The 17146-nt window shown below is 62.3% G+C and carries 12 protein-coding genes; 8 read left to right on the plus strand and 4 right to left on the minus strand.

Translation table 11 applies throughout. The features are described 5' to 3' along the window. Positions 1 to 124: 124 nt before the first annotated feature. The gene (locus tag IEV88_RS11550; RefSeq protein ID WP_188158302.1) at positions 125 to 3850 is read right to left on the minus strand and encodes a TonB-dependent receptor; all 3726 of its coding nucleotides are present in this window, start codon (positions 3848 to 3850) and stop codon (positions 125 to 127) included. Positions 3851 to 3876: 26 nt separating this feature from the next. On the opposite strand from IEV88_RS11550, the gene IEV88_RS11555 reads away from it, so the two are divergent. The 4 genes from IEV88_RS11555 (at position 3877) to IEV88_RS11570 (ending at position 7939) form a co-directional block, all read left to right on the plus strand. Then, positions 3877 to 4242, plus strand: a complete 366-nt coding sequence (locus IEV88_RS11555) for a hypothetical protein (RefSeq protein WP_188158301.1) — start codon at positions 3877 to 3879, stop codon at positions 4240 to 4242. A 186-nt stretch (positions 4243 to 4428) separates the two neighbouring features. Beyond that, positions 4429 to 5442, plus strand: a complete 1014-nt coding sequence (locus tag IEV88_RS11560) for a cupin-like domain-containing protein (RefSeq protein WP_188158300.1) — start codon at positions 4429 to 4431, stop codon at positions 5440 to 5442. Between the two features lie 96 nt (positions 5443 to 5538). Then, entirely contained in the window at positions 5539 to 7569 is a 2031-nt protein-coding gene (locus tag IEV88_RS11565; RefSeq protein ID WP_206711186.1) for a S9 family peptidase, read from the plus strand. A gap of 94 nt (positions 7570 to 7663) precedes the next feature. Further along, positions 7664 to 7939, plus strand: a complete 276-nt coding sequence (locus IEV88_RS11570) for a response regulator (RefSeq protein WP_188158299.1) — start codon at positions 7664 to 7666, stop codon at positions 7937 to 7939. On the opposite strand, the gene IEV88_RS11575 is transcribed toward IEV88_RS11570, so the two are convergent. Continuing rightward, positions 7921 to 10401, minus strand: coding sequence for a glycoside hydrolase family 9 protein (locus IEV88_RS11575; RefSeq protein ID WP_188158298.1), 2481 nt, complete (start codon positions 10399 to 10401; stop codon positions 7921 to 7923). The two genes, IEV88_RS11570 and IEV88_RS11575, sit on opposite strands and share 19 nt — an antisense overlap. A gap of 306 nt (positions 10402 to 10707) precedes the next feature. Here IEV88_RS11575 and IEV88_RS11580 point away from each other — a divergent pair, with 306 nt between their 5' ends. After that, entirely contained in the window at positions 10708 to 12954 is a 2247-nt protein-coding gene (locus IEV88_RS11580) for a peptidoglycan-binding protein (RefSeq protein WP_188158297.1), read from the plus strand. Continuing rightward, entirely contained in the window at positions 12951 to 13568 is a 618-nt protein-coding gene (locus tag IEV88_RS11585) for a hypothetical protein (RefSeq protein ID WP_188158296.1), read from the plus strand. The genes IEV88_RS11580 and IEV88_RS11585 overlap by 4 nt, the downstream gene beginning before the upstream one ends. A gap of 11 nt (positions 13569 to 13579) precedes the next feature. Here IEV88_RS11585 and IEV88_RS11590 read toward each other — a convergent pair whose 3' ends face one another. Beyond that, positions 13580 to 13993: a VOC family protein gene (locus tag IEV88_RS11590; RefSeq protein ID WP_188158295.1), complete on the minus strand. Its 414-nt coding sequence runs from the start codon at positions 13991 to 13993 to the stop codon at positions 13580 to 13582. A gap of 94 nt (positions 13994 to 14087) precedes the next feature. Between IEV88_RS11590 and IEV88_RS11595 the strand changes: the two genes are divergently transcribed. Continuing rightward, a complete protein-coding gene (locus tag IEV88_RS11595; protein ID WP_188158294.1) occupies positions 14088 to 14402 on the plus strand; it encodes a RedY/HapK family protein in 315 nt (104 codons plus the stop codon). Between the two features lie 13 nt (positions 14403 to 14415). Here IEV88_RS11595 and IEV88_RS11600 read toward each other — a convergent pair whose 3' ends face one another. Beyond that, positions 14416 to 15792, minus strand: coding sequence for a leucyl aminopeptidase family protein (locus tag IEV88_RS11600; protein ID WP_188158293.1), 1377 nt, complete (start codon positions 15790 to 15792; stop codon positions 14416 to 14418). Positions 15793 to 15934: 142 nt separating this feature from the next. Between IEV88_RS11600 and IEV88_RS11605 the strand changes: the two genes are divergently transcribed. Then, a complete protein-coding gene (locus tag IEV88_RS11605) occupies positions 15935 to 16975 on the plus strand; it encodes a tetratricopeptide repeat protein (RefSeq protein ID WP_188158292.1) in 1041 nt (346 codons plus the stop codon). The last annotated feature ends 171 nt before the right edge of the window (positions 16976 to 17146 follow it).

Consider the following 17146-nt stretch of genomic DNA (forward strand, 5'->3'; position numbering starts at 1 on the left):
TGCTGGTATCCGATAATACACCGTGTCCGAAACGAAATCACCCCTCCCGCGACATCGCGACCCGGTCGGACCGGTATCGCAAGCCGCGAGAGGGGTGACGTTAAGTCAGGCCCTCAGGCAATGACTAGAACTTCATCCGGACACCGAAGGTGTAGCGGACATCGTTCTGGAAGGTCGAACCCGGCAGGCGGAAGCCGCCTTCCGAAGAGTTCTGAACCTGGGATTCTGTCACCGTCTTGGTGTTCAGAAGGTTCTGACCCTGAACGCTGAGCTCGACATTGTCGTTCACGCGGTAGCGGAGCGACGCGTCAAGGAAGCCTTGCTCTTCGTTCCAGATCGGCGTGGCCACACAGCAGTCGAGAGCCGTGATCATGTACTCGCTGCGCCAGTTGTAGGCGAGACGGGCCGCGAACGGACCTTTCTCGTACATGCCGACGAGGTTGTAGGAGTGATCGGAGAGACCTTCCAGGCGATCGACCTGGACCTGGTTCTCGGCACCGCCGCCAACCTGGCCACTGTCCTCGCCATCGCCACTCGGACCATCGCTGACGACCCGGTCAGTGGAGACGCCCTGGTTGTCGACGAAGGTGTAGTTGGCCTGGACGCCGAAGCCATCCCATGGGGAGGGCAGGAAGTCGAAGAAGCGCTGATAGGCAACTTCGAAGCCCTGGATGGAGGCGCCTTCGCCATTGAGCGGACCACGGATCAGAGCCGTTTCGGTGACGCCATTATTGGTGACTTCACGCTCATACTCACCGACCTGGATATAGTCCTCGAACTCCTTGTAGAAGACGGCGAAGGAGAACGAGCCCACATCGGCGAAGTAACGCTCGAGCGAGATGTCGAACTGGTTCGCCATAACCGGTGCCAGGAACGGGTTCTGGGCAGAACCGCGATAGATCGGCGTGATGCCCGTGATTTCACCCGCGCTGTTGGTCGAATAGAGCTGTGGATCGAAGTCACCCGATGCGTTTGGAACCGATACGCCAACATTGGCGAAGTTCCGCAACGTACCGATATCCGGACGGGACATGGCACGGGAGGCAGCAAAACGGATCAGCCATTCTTCAGACAGGTCAAACTTGATGTTGAAGCTCGGCATCCAGTGCTCGTGCTTTTGCTCCGTCGTTGTTTCGATGTTGCCACCGCTCAGGAAGTTGAACTGATCCTGGGAGACGTAGCAACCCGGCGTGAATGCGACCGGCGGTGCACTGAGATCACCCGTTTCCTGATCGGCACGAGGAGCCAGGCGATAGCAGGCGAGGTTTTCGAACGTGCGTGGCAGGATATTACTCGTCACACGATAGGTCGTTTCGCCTGTATCCGGGTCAAGAATGGGATCGCCCGTATCCGTATCGGTGGCGACTTCGTATTCGGCGAAGTAGACATCCGGCAGGGTCGGGATGATCAGGCTGCCCGTGCTGGAGTTATTGGTTTCGACGTAACGCACGCCGATATTACCGCTGAACGGAATGCCGAACAGCTCTGTATCGGAGCCGCCGAAATTGAGCTGGGCATAACCGGCGAAGGTTTCCTCCTGAACGTCCGCGATTTCGCCCGGACCGTAGCAGGAACCTGGCATTTCGCGGAACGCCGGGTTGGCCGCATTCGGACCACGCTCGCCACCGCCGGAGCAGATCGGCGACCAGTGGCCGTCATTGCCGATACCGCCGACAGCCTCACGACCGAAGGCATTGGCAAACCCTTCGCGATCCTGCAGCAGGTCCATGTTGAAGAAGACCCACTCGTCCGGACCGAGATCCGTGCCACCGAGATCGATACCGAAGGGCAGGGTTTCGACACCGCCCGGCTGATAGCCGAGGAAGCCATCCGGACCGAAACGACCCTGGACGCCGCTGAACAGGTCAGCAGAAGCAACCGGACCGGCATTCGGGTTCGCATAGGCTGCGTTGCCTTCGGTCCAGTTGTTGGCGACGTTCTGCCAGTTATAGGTCGAGTTGCGGATCAGCTGCTCGCGGTTGGCATAACGCGCCCCGAGCTTGACCGAGCGCACCCAGCCATTTTCGACATCATATTCCACATCGCCGCGGAAGGCCGTTTCCGTGCCTTCGGAGTCTTCGATATGGTCCATGATGTGCTTGATGAAGTAGTTGCTCGGATCCCCGAACACCGAATTGTCATAGGTGTTCGACTGATATTCGGCATTGGTGTTTGCCGCACCGGCTGCTTCACCGTCAGTGTAGTTGATGTTGATACCCGGAGCGATCCCGATATCCGGAATGTCCCCGGTCAGGTCGAGCGTCAGGTTACCGAATGTCTGCAGGGCTGCGGTGATGTCATAGTTCGACACCGACGCATCGACATACTGGGCGTCGAAGTTGAAGCGCAGACGGTCCGTCGGGGCGAATTTCAGGTTGAAGCCGAAATCTTCCGTCAGGTTGGTGTTATTGTTCGAGCGGCTCTCGGTCAGGATGTCCGTACCACGCTGACGCGGCGCGCAGCCGTTCCAGCCATAGCAGGGATTGACGAGAGCTTCGCCGTCGCCGTTCGACAGGAAGCGGGAAGCGGCGGTGCTGTCAGAGCCCCACCAGCCTGTGTCGTTGACGATCGTGCCTTGCTGGAACAGACCATCATTGTTGAACGTGAACGGATCGGTACCGGCCAGCCATTGCGGCGGACGCGGGTCGCCAAGGCTGACGCCATCGGCGTTGATGTCCTGGTTCGGCACGACATAGAAGATCGACTGACCGAAGGAGAAGTCGGCCGGGACGCCAAACACGACATATTCTTCCCAGCGCTGATCATATTCGGAGCGCTGATACTGAGCCGTTGCCAGCCATTTCTTGCTCGGATCCTGCCACTGGGCGGCGAGGGACACACCGGTCCGCTCACGGTAATAGGTGTTGTCACGAACGAAGATCTGGGACGGCAGGAAGAAGATGCCATCGCTTTCGTCGATCTGGCCGTTATTGTTACAACGCAGGTCGTCGTAAATGGCAAAGCCGGGCGCGTTGTACTGGATATTGCGGCCATCGGCGGTGAAGATGTTGACACCGCATTCGCGATCATTCTGCGAATACACGCCATTCTCGTCGGCCTGGTAATTCACGCCGAAACGGTTGGCGCGATAGAGCTGGACGCCTTCCGACTTGGTCTGGACCTCGGAGAAGGCAGCGTTCGCCATGATGCCGAACTCACCGATCTCGGTGTCCCAGCGATCGGAGAAGATGCCGGAAATTTCCGGCGTCGTCGCTTCGGCAAGGTTGTTGTAGTTGGCGTTGGCAGACAGCGCGATCAGGCGGCCATTGGAGTCGAACGGCACGCGGGTGCGCAGGTTGATCGTACCGGCGATACCGCCCTCGATCAGCTCGGCAGTCTGGTTCTTGTAGGTGTCGACACCGGCCATCAGCTCCGGCGAGATGTCGGACCAGGACAGGCCGCGCGAGGAGTTGGCGGAGAAGGTGTCACGGCCGTTGAACTCGGAACGGACCTGCTGCAGGCCGCGAACGATAACGCCCGACGGCTCGGCGGAGAAGTGTGCCGTGTCGCTCGAGGCGGCAAAGCGGTTCACCGTGATACCGGCAACGCGCTGCAGCGCTTCGGCGATGGATTTGTCCGGGAACGCGCCGATGTCGGTCGCGGTAATGGAGTCGACAACAGTGTCGGCGCTGCGCTTGATCTGCTGGGCAGACCGAAGCGATGAGCGCACGCCCGTCACGACGATTGTATCGTCGCTTTCAATTTCTTCGTTTTCGTCGGTTGCCTCAACGTCATCTTGCGCGAAGGCCATTGACGGTGCGAACGGGATACCCGCGACACCGAGCACGAGCGCGGACGCACCCGTAAGGGCCCAGGCCCTCGTTTTGGAACTAGAGTTTAGTGATTTCATTTCCCTTGCCCTCCCATTGGCACTGAATGTTTACGCTCCCAAATCTTTTCTCCGCACAGTCACCGGACATTGCGGTTGGACAAGAATTGTCTGCGATCAGTCGCGAGGCGTTTCCCGTCCCGTCGGTTTTCCCGACGTTTTTTATGTTAACTGCAACTGGCGACCGCGTTTTTTTGCTCTGGCGGCGCGGAACACCAACATTGCTGCAATTTCACATTCCACTGATAGATATTTCAAATTTATCAATCAAGCGGATTCTGACAGGGGCCGCTCCAAAACCGCCGGATATCGCCTCAAACGCCCCGAAAGCGGGAATTTTTATGGTGGTTGGTGCTAAAAAGACGCAGTGGACTGCCTGTGATGATAGCGCCAACGCGAGCGGTGTCTGGTAGCGCCCACATCCCGTACCGGGTAGAGCGTGCGCGATGCCGCTCAGGGCCTCGATGCCTCATCATGACAGTTTGATTTTTCGCGCAATTGCCGTTTGTATGGGTGACCTGATGCCCCGACGGCGATCAAGTCCTGTTGTAAAGCCACTCCGGCAACCCCTCCGTCCGAACCGGCAAGATCTGAGTATTATGGAACTTCCCTCGCCCCGCCCGATCGCCGAACGCACAGACGTCACGGCCGAGATATTCCAGACCGAAATCCTCCCCGCCGGCGAGCCCGTGGTCATGCGTGGCCTCGTCACCGGCTGGCCGGTGGTCGAGGCAGGGCGCTCCTCGGGCCGCGAGGTCCTCGACTATATCCGGAATTTCGACCAGGGTGCCGCGGTCAGCACTGCCACAGGTCCGCCGTCGCTGAAAGGGCGGCTGTTCTACAATGAGGACATGAGCGGCCTCAATTTCCGGATGGAGCAGATCCCGATTGCATCGTCGCTCGACTATCTGATCGACCATGAGAATGACAGACGGCCGCTGGCCTATGCCATCCAGTCGGTGCCGATGCATGACTATCTGCCCGGGTTCGCGGAGAGAAATCCGATGCCACTTCTCGACAGCGCGATCAGCCCGCGCCTCTGGCTCGGCAATTCCGTGACCATCGCCGCCCATCAGGACCCGTCGGAGAACATCGCCTGCGTTGCGGCAGGCCGGCGCCTCTTCACCCTGTTCCCGCCGGAACAGGTCGCCAATCTTTACATCGGACAGTTCGAGATGACCCCGGCAGGCGTGCCGATCAGCCTGGTCGATTTCGACGCTCCCGACCTCGAGCGGTTCCCGCGCTTTACCCGGGCGATGGAGGCGGCACGATCGGCCGAACTGGCGCCCGGCGACGCCATCTTCATCCCCTATCTCTGGTGGCACCATGTGCGCTCGCTGGAAAAGATCAACATGCTCATCAATTACTGGTGGAAGCCCGGCAATGACGGGCGCGGCCAGCCGCGCGATGCCCTCTTGCACGCCATGCTCACCGTGAAGGCCCTGCCACCGGTCCACCGGGCCGCGTGGAAAACCCTGTTCGACCATTATGTCTTTCACGAACAAGGTGACCCTGCGGCGCATATACCCGAGGAACGGCGCGGCATTCTCGGCCCGCTCGATGGCGAGAAGATCCGGGAGATCAGGGTCGCCATATCGAATATCCTCCGGTAATCCCGGCGGGCCGGCCCGGCGCTAACCTTTGTGCTGACAGGCGCCCCCATCTCCCATAGAGTCATATCAGAGGGTAACGGCAAGAAGGGGACATCCATGAACCACACCCACCTGATCCAGACATTGATGGGCGCCGCCACCGGCTGCGCCCTGCTCACGGCCTGCACCAGCGAGAAAGTCGCGTCTGCCGGTGAGCAAACGGCACCGGAAGCGGAAACCCGCACCGTCGAGACCTATGCGGCAGCCGCCTTTTTCGAGACGACCAGCTTCGGCATGGCCAGTTCCGCAGGCTACGCCTTCTCGCCGGATGATGACGCCATCCTCGTCCATTCCGACGAGACCGGCATCTTCAACGCCTATTCCCTGCCGGTCGATGGCAGCGAGCCGGCGACGCTGACGCAGTCAGGCACCGATTCAACCTTCGCCCTGTCCTACTTCCCCGGCGACGACCGCATTCTCGTCACCCATGACTCAGGCGGCGACGAACTCACCCACATCTACCTGATCGACGAGGACGGCACCTCTGTCGACCTGACCCCGGGCGACGCGGTCAAGGCCAGCTTCGCCGGCTGGAGCGACGATGCCCTGTCCTTCTACGTCACCACCAATGAGCGCGATGCCCGTTTCTTCGACCTCTATGAGTACGACACGGAAAGCTTCCAGCGTGAACTCGTCTTCCAGAACGATGAGGGCTTTGAGATCGCAGCTGTCAGCGGCGACGGCACAAGCCTCGCCCTCGTGCGGCCGCGCACCTCGGCCGATTCCGACCTCTATCTCGCCGATCTCGAAAGCGGCGCGGCGCCGGTGCACATCACGCCGCATGAGGGCAATATCGCCTATGGCGCCTATGGCTTCACGCCCGACGGCACGCAGCTCGTCTATTCGACCGACGAGTTCGGCGAGTTCAGCCAGGCCTGGACCCATAACGTCGCGACCGGCGAAAAAGCCGAACTGATCGCCGAGGACTGGGATGTCATGTATGTCCTTTATTCTCCGTCCGGGGACTATCGCGTCCATGCCATCAACGAGGATGCCCGCACGACGCTGAAGATCATCGAGACCGCGACCGGCGAACCGCTCGACGCCATCGACCTGCCCGCCGGCGATATCGGCAGCGTGCGGTTCTCGCGCGACGAGAGCAAGATCGCCTTCATGCTGTCGAGCGACACCTCGCCCAGCAATGTCATGATCGCCGACCTGGAAACCGGCGAGATCACGCAGCTGACCGACGCGCTCAACCCGGCAATCGACGAGGACGACCTCGTTGACGCACGGATCATCCGCTATGAGAGCTTTGACGGGCTGGAAATCCCGAGCGTTCTTTACGTGCCCCATGGCGCGGAGGCCAATCCCGCCCCGGCGCTGGTCTGGGTCCATGGTGGCCCCGGCGGCCAGAGCCGCGCCGGCTATTCCGCGACGATCCAGCACCTCGTCAATCATGGCTATGTCGTGCTTGCCGCCAATAATCGCGGCTCGTCCGGCTACGGCAAGACGTTCTTCCACATGGATGACCGCCGCCACGGCGATGTCGATCTGCAGGATATCGTCTATGCCGAGAAATGGCTGGCCGAACAGCCTTTCGTCGACGCCGGCAAGATCGGCATCGTCGGCGGGTCCTATGGCGGCTACATGGTCGGTGCGGCTCTCGCCTTCGAACCGGACGTGTTCAAGGTCGGGGTCAACATCTTCGGCGTCATGAACTGGGTCCGTACGCTGGAGTCGATCCCGCCATGGTGGGAGAGCTTCCGCGAGGCGCTGTTCGACGAGATGGGCGATCCGGCCACCGATGGCGAACGCCACCGCGCCATCTCGCCGCTGTTCCACGCCGATAACATCCGTGTACCGCTGCTGGTGGTACAGGGCGCCAACGACCCGCGCGTGCTGCAGGTCGAAAGCGACGAGATCGTCGCCGCCGTGCGCGCCAATGGCGTGCCGGTCGAGTATGTGGTGTTCGAGGACGAAGGCCACGGCTTCTCCAAGCGCGAGAACCGGATCGAGGCCTCGGAAGCCTATGTCAGCTTCCTCGACCAGTATCTGAAAACGCCGTGGTCGCCCGGCCCGGACGCCGCCGGGGCACCGGAGACGGAAACGCCGGAAACGGAAACGCCGACTGCGGAAACCGACTGAGCCTCGACCCAGGCCCCTCCCGGATAATCCGGGAGGGGCTTTTTCCGGAAACGCCCCGGTCTACTCGCGCGGATTGGTCAGGATGAGATTGTCCGTGATTGCATCGAAAAATTCCGTCCCCATCGCCGAGAACCTGCAAGCCGATGGCCCGCCCTTCATCGTCACTTCCGGCTATTCCGAGAGCCAGCAGCCGGAGATCTTTTCCAGCGACCCGTGCCTGTCCAAGCCGGTCCCGGTCAGCCGCTTGCCGCGGCTTGTCGAACGGGCCTCGATATATTCCCGCTGCAGGGCGGCAAGCCCGGCTAAGGCCAGGCTTCCGTCAGTACACGGGTCCGATCTGAAATCAGGCCCCTATTCCCGCTCGCCGTAGAGAGCGTTGGCTGCCAGGGCGAGGAACATGTAGTTCGTCGCGCCGCCGCCCATGACATATTCCGTCTGCTGCCAGAAGAACGGCCAGTCCTTCAGCTCGGGCAGGTCCGGCCGGATCAGCGCCGTGCCGGAGATCGATCCGCCCGGGATGAACGACCAGTCGGCCCGGTTCGTGCCATAGGCGATCAGGGCGGAATTCGCCCCGACCCCGGAAACGAAGGAGATCGTGTTCTCCCCCGGGTGAACGCCGAGCACGAAATTCAGCGCATCGAGATAGAGCTGTTCATCCGCATGCTGCGGCCATCCCCTGGTGAAGAAATAGTGCTCGACACCGAAGCGCTGGATCGTCCAGCCGGCGCCCCAGATATCGGGCTCATAGGGCACGCCATAGGGCGTCTCGGTCGCACGCGCGCGAACCGTTTCCTGATGGGCAGCGACGGCTGCGTCAAGCGCGGCGAGGAAGGCTTCATCCTCGATCATCTCGAGCGCCGGTGCGATCAGCCAGCCGGTCGCGGCGATATTCGCCGTGATCTCGTCCTGCATCGCGATCAGCCGGTCAAGATAATCTGCCTCGCCGGTGGTCTGGTAGAATTCGCTCAGTACAAAGACCTTGTTGCGCAGGCTGTCTGCCCGATCGAAAGACATATCATAGACCCCAAGTGCGGCCACCAGGGTGCGATCTGCCAGATCGTCATCATAGCCGCGCATGACGCGTGAGGCAGCAGCAAGCCCTGCGGCGACCTGCAGCTCGCGATTGGGATTGTCCTCGGTGAAGACCCAGCGGTCGTCCATCGCGTCATAGCCGTCGGCGCGGCGCTGCTCGGGCGCATCCGGGTCCCAGACCACGCCGTCCGTCTGGTCGTTCGCCTCGCCCAGCATGACATATTGCCGGTTGGTCGGCACGATGATGCCGCGATAGAGCCGGCCGAGGGATTCATAGCCGCCGACGACCGACAGAAGCCCGTGCTCGACCTGCTGCAGCATGTCGTTGACGCCGTCGCGCTGATGCAGTTCGACCAGCTTGTTGTCCTGGTCGATCATCGTGGCGTCGTGCTCGAGGCCGAATTCCTCGATCATTTTCGTCAGCAGCCAGACGGTGCCGATCTGGCTTTCAACGCGCAGATCGTAATCGCCTGCATCATGCCAGCCGCCCGCATTCAGGCCCGGCACATGCTCGCCCGGCGCAAACGGGGTCATCGTCTCCGGTCCGGAGACATAGCCGTCGAAATGGTTGAGGTCGAGCGGTGCCATCAGGGCGTCGTCCTGATGGTCGAGGCCGTGCCAGACACGATATTTCTCGTTGACCCGCATATGACACATCTGCACCGGCAGGTAATATTCCAGTGTCGGTGCCCAGGCGTGGCGCCCGAACACATCACTCCCGATACGGAACGCATGGGTCGTCCGGCCGCGATAGTCAGCGACATAGGCGCCGGGCTCGGTGATCTCGGAGAAATCATATTCGAGATAGTGATAGCGCAGGAACCCGCCCCATGCCTCAGGCGTGCCGGCAGAGACTTCCTCGCGGCCATTGGGCGTCAGCCGATAGATGGTCAGCCGGTCGGCCTTCAGGTCGCGCTTGTCCTGTTCGATCAGGATGCGTTTGGGCTGGTCGGGGCCATAGCCGAGCTGGGATACCTGTACTACCGGCTCATACATCCAGTCTTTCTCGACATTGGGGGTGATGGTCCACTCGACAGCGCCTTCCGTCGCACCCGCCGGAATCGGTGTGCGGACGATATACCAGCCATTATTGTGATTGGTACGCCCGTCCCACAGCTCCAGCCCGGCCTCGGACGTGATCACCATCGACACCATCGGGTCGTCCGGCGCGACGCTCAGGCTCGTCCCCGTCGCCAGTGGCGCGGCAAGCGTCTCGCCGTGATGATCGACCAGCGGCCCGTTCGGCTGTACCGGGAAATAACCGGCCTCCTGCCCGCTCTCGCCGTCCATCAGGAACGCCTTGCCGAAATAATGCGGCGGGAACAGCTCGAAATTGAAGCCGATGCGGCCGGCCCATTCATCGGGGATCGGCTCGTCGAGATCGACCGACACGATGACACTGTCGCCCGCACCGGCGCGGACCTTCACCTCATATTCGAATTCGAGGTCGGGATAGACGATCGGGTTGAAGCCAGTCCGGTCCTTCGATTCGTCCGGATACGCCATACGCTGGGTAATGACGCCTGTCTCGCGGTCGACGGTGCGCTCCACCGACTTCGGTACCGGCGACCATTGGCCCGGCGATGCTTCGAGGCGCACATCGCCATTGGCGGCGACGCGCTGGCCATGCTGGATGATGGTCACCCCGGTCTGGTGGCCATCGGGATAATAATCGGCGAACACGGTGACGTTCAGCCCCGGCGCCTCGAAATATTCCTTGTCATTCAGTTCCAGCTGCGCGGCTGCGCCAGCCGGCGCGAGCAGCCCCGCCGCGGCGATAATGCCGATGATGTTCCTCATTCGTCCCTCCACTTGGATCTGTTCGTTATTGGTCGGCACAGTAGGGCAAGTGCCCGCGCATGTCACCGGTGTCATGTATCCGGATTTGCCCGCTTTTCGTCCCTCCGGAGCGGCAAAGATCAATAAATGCGCCATTATTATAGTTAATGTTTACGCCCTTGTGCCTTTGGCATAGAGTGGACAATGTTGTGGGGTATTGAGAGCTGCACGTGTCTTGTAACGTGCGGCAGGTAGGGGATCATGGGGAAGTGGAACGACCGCGGGGACAAGCCGCTTTTCCGGCGTAATCCCGCCAAAGGGCGGCGTTTGTTCAAGAACGACCCGGCGCCGGACCATCGCAGGCGTTCAGGCGGCAACGCCGGGCCGGATACCTCCGCCGACCCCGATTTCTGCGAGATACCGCGACGGTTTCCATCAACATCCGAGGAAACATTGTCGAAAAAATCGTCCTCGACGGTGAAGACGGTCACCAGCGCGCCGCCCCCTGCGCCAGGGCCTGTCCGCGCTTCTGTCAGCATCGGCATGCTCAGCCTCATCCTCATCGCCATGAGCATGCTTTTCCTGCTGGTTTTCGTGTTCGGCATCTACAGCACCCATGCGCTGACGCGGGCACAGACCCAGCAAGCCCTGGCTGTTGAATTGAAGGAAAAGCGCGAGAACAATGCATCCCTCGTGACCGACCGGGTCGAGGCGGAAGCGCTGGCGCTGACGCCCTGGATCGTCGAGGCCGAGCCCGCCTATGTCGCCAGCCGCAAGCTGAAGGCGATCAGCATCGACGCCGGCGCCATCGACCATGCCAATCTGGGGCTGTACGAACAATATGCCCTGCGCCGGGCGCCCGAAGCGGCCCTGCATTATCTCTTCGCCTCGACACGGGGCGAGCGCCGCTCCAGCGTCATCCTGCTGCAGGAGCGCAAGCACCTGGGTGCGGAACAGCAAAAGACCTTCGAGGCCGTACACCAGCTCAATGGCGGCGAGGGTTATCTCGCCCTCGGGCAATATTATCTTTATGGCGAGATCATCACGCAGGAGCCGGTGCAGGGCCATCCGGAGGTCATGGAGACGACGCTGGCCGACACCGCCCTGCCCGTCTTTGCCACCGACCCGGCCAAGGCGTTCCGCTATTTCCACATCGCCACGCTCTGCAACGTGCCCAACGCCTATCAGTGGCGCAACGAGATCACGATGCGCAAATATATCACGGAGGCGAACCAGAGCGCCGAGCGCGAAGCCGGGGAAAAGGAACTTGCCGACCTCGTCAGCCGCGCCGGTACCCGGCGCGAAGCATTCTGTTCGGGGACCCATCTTGAAGACCGCCTGTCCCGCCTGCAGCCGCACATGCTGCTGACCGATACCGGCATCCTGTCGCTCGATCAGCTTGTTGCGACGATCTGGCTGCCGGTGGCGGATTTCGACCGCTTCATCGCCAGCCATCCCGCGCCAGCCAGTACCAAGCAGGGCGGCCGCCCCGGCGGCTCGTTCGGATCGGGCGAGGATATGCGTGGCTATGGCGCAGAGGGTTTGTCCGCCGACGGATCGAAATTTTATCGCGACAGTCCCGGCGGCGGCGTCCCGCGTACCGAGATGACCTATGACGGCCTGCCGCCGGAATGCCGCGGCGCCAACGCCCCCGCCGATTGCAGCGACCGTCTCGCCGCCCTGACCTGCAGCGACGAGGCCCGCTATAACTATAATCTCGGCGAGGCAGAAATGGCCCGCGGCGCCCTCGATGCCGCCCGCGCCTATTTCACTCAGGCGATCACCGTCGGGCGCACCTGCGGATCCGAGTATGCGGTGATGTCCTCCAAGCGGCTCGGTGCCCTGAACCTGACCTGCGAGTACACGCCGGACAGCCTGCGCCGCATCGCCCGCGGGGCGGAGAACAATCCCGAAGGCGGCGACATCATCGACCTGATCATCCGCCAGCGCGCGCTGAGGGCGCTCGGCCATTACCGCGATGATGTCGATGGCAGATACGGCCCCAATACCCGCGCCGCCATCACCAGCTTCCAGCGTGAATTCGGCTTCCGCGAGACCGGCGACCTGACCCCGATCGAGACCGTCTATCTCATCTGCGGCGCGGCGGAGATCGCCCGCGATGTCGATGCCTACACGACCCTCGGCCTGATGTATGTCACCGGGCTTGGCACCGTTCAGAACACGGATCTCGGCCTGCAATGGCTCAAGCTCGCCGCCCGCGACGGCGATGACGACGCGCTCTACAATCTGGCGCTGCTCTATGGCTCCGGCACCGTGCTGTCGAGCTACCAGGTCTGCGACGTCGTCGAGAACGAGGAACAGGCCGACGCCTATCTCGAGGAAGCGTCCGATGCCGGCCACCCGGTCGCGCGCCGGCTGGTCGAGAAATATGGCCGGCTGGACACGACAGCGCGCTGGACCGCGATCCGCACCGATCTCGGCCTCGACGGCGATCCGCTGCCGGCGAGCGACGATACCAAATTCGAACGGCGGCTGGAAAATGTCGGCTTTGGCTGCCAGCCCAATCCCCCCCTGGTCACAGCGCCGGAAACATCGGCAGGAGAGACGTTATGAGATTGATGCAGACTGTCCCCGTCATGCTGGCTGCGGCCATGCTCGCCGTCTCCGCCTGCACGCCGATGGATAATTCATTCCACAACATCACCGGCAACCCCAGGCCGGTGAAATACGAACCGAGCTGCCAGCCCGGCGAGATCACCGCCCAGAACGCGATTTACGCGGCCCGGTACCAGAGCCTGTGGCAGATGACGCGCGAGCGGCTCTATGTCAACACGGTCGCGCCGCGTACGGAACAGGACATCAAGCGCGCCAATGCCTATCAGCGCGAGATGGAGGCGCTGGAGGCGGAATTGTCGCGTACCTATTCCCGCGCCAGCAACAGCTGTTCGGCATTGCTGAAATGCGAGAGCGGCGCCACCGGCGACAGTTGGGATGCGTGCGAGGCCAAGCGCGGCGACATGCTGATCGCCCAGACCGATTTCTACGGCATGGGCGGCCGTCTCGACAGCCAGGCCAGCCGCATCCTGTCATGGGAACCCTTTGCCGATGTTCCCGCTGCGGAGTATGACGCGAAAAAGGCTGACAAGGACGATGCGCCGGACCTCAACCGCAAGCGCAATTGCCCGACTGTCAGTGACGTGCTGACCGTGTGCTCGGACGACGACTGATCCCGGGAGGCCTATTCCGTGGCGAACAGCTTCGCCCTGTCACGGAAGGTCTTGAATTCCATCACCGCCCCGCCGGGTATGTTGACGAAGAATGTGCCCTGCTCGCCGGGCTGGCCCCTGAACCGGATCGTCGGCTCGATACGGAAATCCGTGCCCGCAACGTCCAGCCGGTCGGCCAGTGCCTGCCACTCATCCCAGTCCATCACGAGGCCGAAGTGAAACGCCGGCACGGCGCGCCCGTCGACCGGGTTGGTCGCCAGCTCGCCGGCGCTGTCGACAAGATGCGCGGTCACCTGGTGCCCGGCAATGTCGAAATCGACCCAGCGCACCGCGGTGCGCCCGACCGTGAAACCGAGCACGCCCTCCAGATAGCGCCTCGTGCCCTCGAGGTCCGTCGTCGGGAATGCCAGGTGGAAGGGTGTCATCGCCAATACCTCTCTCGTCTCACTCGTTCCGGGGATACCGGCCCGGGCCGCCCGGCCCTATCCTCCCGGCCTGAACTCATCAGGGAGAGAGGACATGACCAAGGTCATCATCATGTACAGGCTGAGGGACGACGTCAGCAAGGCCGATTTCGAACGCTGGGTGCGCGAGACGGACTATCCGGCCATGCGCGGCCTGTCGCGGGTCGCAAACTTTGAAACCCACCGGACCGAACGCCTGCTGATCGGGGAAGGCCATCCTTCCGTCGCCTATGTCGAGATTTTCGAGATCACGGACATTGACGGGTTCGCCGCGGAGGACATGCCGGGCGAAACCATCCAGACGATCATGCGCCAGTTCATGGGCTTTGCCGACGCACCGGAATTCATCATTGCCGAGACGATAGGCTGACGCCGCGCCGGCGCTACCCGCCATACCTGTCGCAGAGCATGTCGAACACGGCGCGGATGCCCATCGCCTCGCCGCCCTTCGGCCTGCCGGGGCGGTCCTTCGGGTTCCACGCAAAAATGTCGAAATGCGTATAGGCAATGGCCTCGGGCACAAAGCGGTTGAGGAACAGCGCCGCCGTGATCGACCCGGCAAATGGCGTGTCGGCGGCGTGGTTCACATCGGCAATGTCCGACGAGAGATAGCTGTCATAGTTCTTCCACAGCGGCATGCGCCAGCACGGATCGGCGAGCCTGTCCCCCGCCGCCATGATCGTCTCGGCAATGCGCCGGTCACGGACATAGAATGGCGAAACCTCCGGCCCCAGCGCCACGCGGGCAGCCCCGGTCAGCGTCGCGAAAGTGAACAGCATGTCCGGCGCGTCCTCCACTGCCAGCGCCAGCGCATCGGCCAGCACCAGCCGGCCTTCGGCGTCGGTGTTGGAAATCTCGACGCTCATGCCATTGCGGGACGGGAACACGTCCCCGGGGCGGAAGGCATTGCCGGCGATATTGTTCTCGACCGCCGGGATCAGCACGCGCAGGCGCACGTTCAGCCCCGCCGCCATGATCATCTGGGCCAGCGCCAGCACATTGGCCGAACCGCCCATATCCTTCTTCATCAGGGCCATGTAGCTGCCCTGCTTGATGTTCAGCCCGCCCGTGTCGAAGCACACACCCTTGCCGACCAGCGTCAGCTTCGGCGCCGCCTTGTCACCCCAGGAGAAATCGATCAGCCGCGGCGCCTTCTCCGCCGCCCGGCCGACGGCATGGATCAGCGGGAAGTTATGCTTCAACAGCGCCTCGCCCTCGATCACGCTGACCTTGGCCTTGAACCGGGCGGCGACGGCCTTGGCCGCATCGGCGAGCGTGTCCGGGCCCATATCCTCCGTCGGCGTATTGACGAGATCGCGGGCAAGCCAGACCGCTTCCGCCGTGCGGTCGAGCACACCCTTGTCGACGCCCTCGGCCAGCACCAGCACCGGGGGCTGTTCGCGCTCCTTGTAGCGGTCGAACTTGTACGCACCGAGCGCCCAGCCAAGGCAGAACAGCTGCGCCGCCTCGCCCTCGACCGGGTTGGCAAAAGCATAATCACCTTCAGGCAGGGCCGCCGCCGCCGCGCCGGTCACGAACGGGTCGCTGCCATCGCCGAGGCCGACAAAGACCGCGTTCTGCGCGATCAGCACCTTGCCCGCCTGGCCCTTGAACCTGTTCGCCCTGGCCAGCGGCAAATGGTCGATCGCCGTCTCTTCCAGCCACTGGTCGAAATTTTCCGTCGGGGCGAGATAGACCGGCACCGCCTTGGCGGCCCGGTCCCGGTCATGGGCGGTATAGGCGTCGTTAAAGGCAACCATTCGTTAACTCTCTGACTGTCTCAAGCACATAACTGGGATGAAAAACCTGTTTGGCCAGCGGTGGTTAAGGGTTTCTTGAACACCTTGGGCCATGATCGCCGGAAAGGTAACAGGTCTGAAGTGAGGATCAACTATGTCCCGCATGCTGAATAGAGTCTTGATCGGCGTCTCCGCCATGGCGCTCGCCTCGTGCTCGAGTGTCGAAGGCGTCAAGGACGCCGCCAGTTTCGATCGCTCCAACGAGGCGCTCAACGCCCAGCTCGGTGCCATGTCCGGCGCCCCCTCGCCGGACAATATGGATGTCATCTCCAAGGCCGCCTATTGGGGCACGCGCTATGACCGCAACCCGTCCGACAGCGACACTGCGGTCCAGTACTCCAAAGCCCTGCGCGACATGGAAAACAATGACGAAGCGCTGAAGGTCATGACCCGTTTCGCCGAAACGGTTCGCACCGACGCCGCGGTAAACCTGGAACTCGGCAAGGTGCTGCTCGCCAATGACCGCGCCTTCGAGGCCGTGCGCCCGCTGGAACGCGCCATCATGGCCGATCCGCGCAATTGGAGCGCCTATTCGGCCTATGGCGTCGCCCTCGACAAGATCGGCGAACATGCCGAAGCGCGCAACCAATATGACATCGCCCTGTCGCTGTCTCCGGACAATGTCACCATACTGAACAACAAGGGCCTGTCCTATGCCCTGTCCGGCGACATCCAGCGCGCCGAGCTGACCCTGCGCAAGGCCAGCAGCAATCGCGAGGGTTCGGCCCGCGTGCGCCAGAACCTCGCCCTGGTGCTCGGCTTCGCTGGCAAGGCCAGCGAGGCAGAGCGCCTCGCCCGCTCCGACCTGCCGCCGCGCATCGCCGACAACAATGTCGCCTATTTCCGCTCGCTCGTCGCCCAGCCGGCCTATTGGCAGGAATTTACCGGCGACAATGTGGACCTGCCGGATTTCGGTGAAGAATATGTCAATCCGCCCCGCGCCTCGCGCATGACGCCGGTCCATGAAGTACCGCTGACGGTCAACGGCCAGGCAGCACCGGGTGGCAGCGCGCCGCAACAGCCATCAGCGCCGGCAGCAACCGAGCCACGGCCGCTGCAACCGCAGCCGCAGCCGGTCGAGCCGGAAGAGGAAGAGAACGACGAGATCCTGTCCTCGCTTGCCGACGACAACACGCAAGGATAACGCCGCCGCGCCTGAAAAATGGGGGAGCCTGTCTTGCACGGGCACACGAGAACGCCGCCGGAGATCTCCGGCGGCGTTCTCGTGTGTAAGGTGTGATTGGTTCCTGGATCAACCTGCCTTCAAATGGAATCATTTGAAGGCAGGAAACGCGGAAAATGAGGAGTCTGGATC

Origin of the sequence: Aquisalinus flavus (assembly GCF_014640095.1) — a bacterium.
Lineage (GTDB): Bacteria > Pseudomonadota > Alphaproteobacteria > Caulobacterales > Parvularculaceae > Aquisalinus > Aquisalinus flavus.

What these genes read in the sequence shown, in the direction of transcription:
- IEV88_RS11550 (WP_188158302.1), bottom strand. Translation starts at nt 3,850, where the DNA reads ATGAAATCACTAAACTCTAGTTCCAAAACGAGGGCCTGGGCCCTTACG.
- IEV88_RS11605 (WP_188158292.1), top strand. Translation starts at nt 15,935, where the DNA reads ATGCTGAATAGAGTCTTGATCGGCGTCTCCGCCATGGCGCTCGCCTCG.
- IEV88_RS11555 (WP_188158301.1), top strand. Translation starts at nt 3,877, where the DNA reads ATGTTTACGCTCCCAAATCTTTTCTCCGCACAGTCACCGGACATTGCG.
- IEV88_RS11560 (WP_188158300.1), top strand. Translation starts at nt 4,429, where the DNA reads ATGGAACTTCCCTCGCCCCGCCCGATCGCCGAACGCACAGACGTCACG.
- IEV88_RS11600 (WP_188158293.1), bottom strand. Translation starts at nt 15,792, where the DNA reads ATGGTTGCCTTTAACGACGCCTATACCGCCCATGACCGGGACCGGGCC.
- IEV88_RS11575 (WP_188158298.1), bottom strand. Translation starts at nt 10,401, where the DNA reads ATGAGGAACATCATCGGCATTATCGCCGCGGCGGGGCTGCTCGCGCCG.
- IEV88_RS11585 (WP_188158296.1), top strand. Translation starts at nt 12,951, where the DNA reads ATGAGATTGATGCAGACTGTCCCCGTCATGCTGGCTGCGGCCATGCTC.
- IEV88_RS11590 (WP_188158295.1), bottom strand. Translation starts at nt 13,993, where the DNA reads ATGACACCCTTCCACCTGGCATTCCCGACGACGGACCTCGAGGGCACG.
- IEV88_RS11595 (WP_188158294.1), top strand. Translation starts at nt 14,088, where the DNA reads ATGACCAAGGTCATCATCATGTACAGGCTGAGGGACGACGTCAGCAAG.
- IEV88_RS11565 (WP_206711186.1), top strand. Translation starts at nt 5,539, where the DNA reads ATGAACCACACCCACCTGATCCAGACATTGATGGGCGCCGCCACCGGC.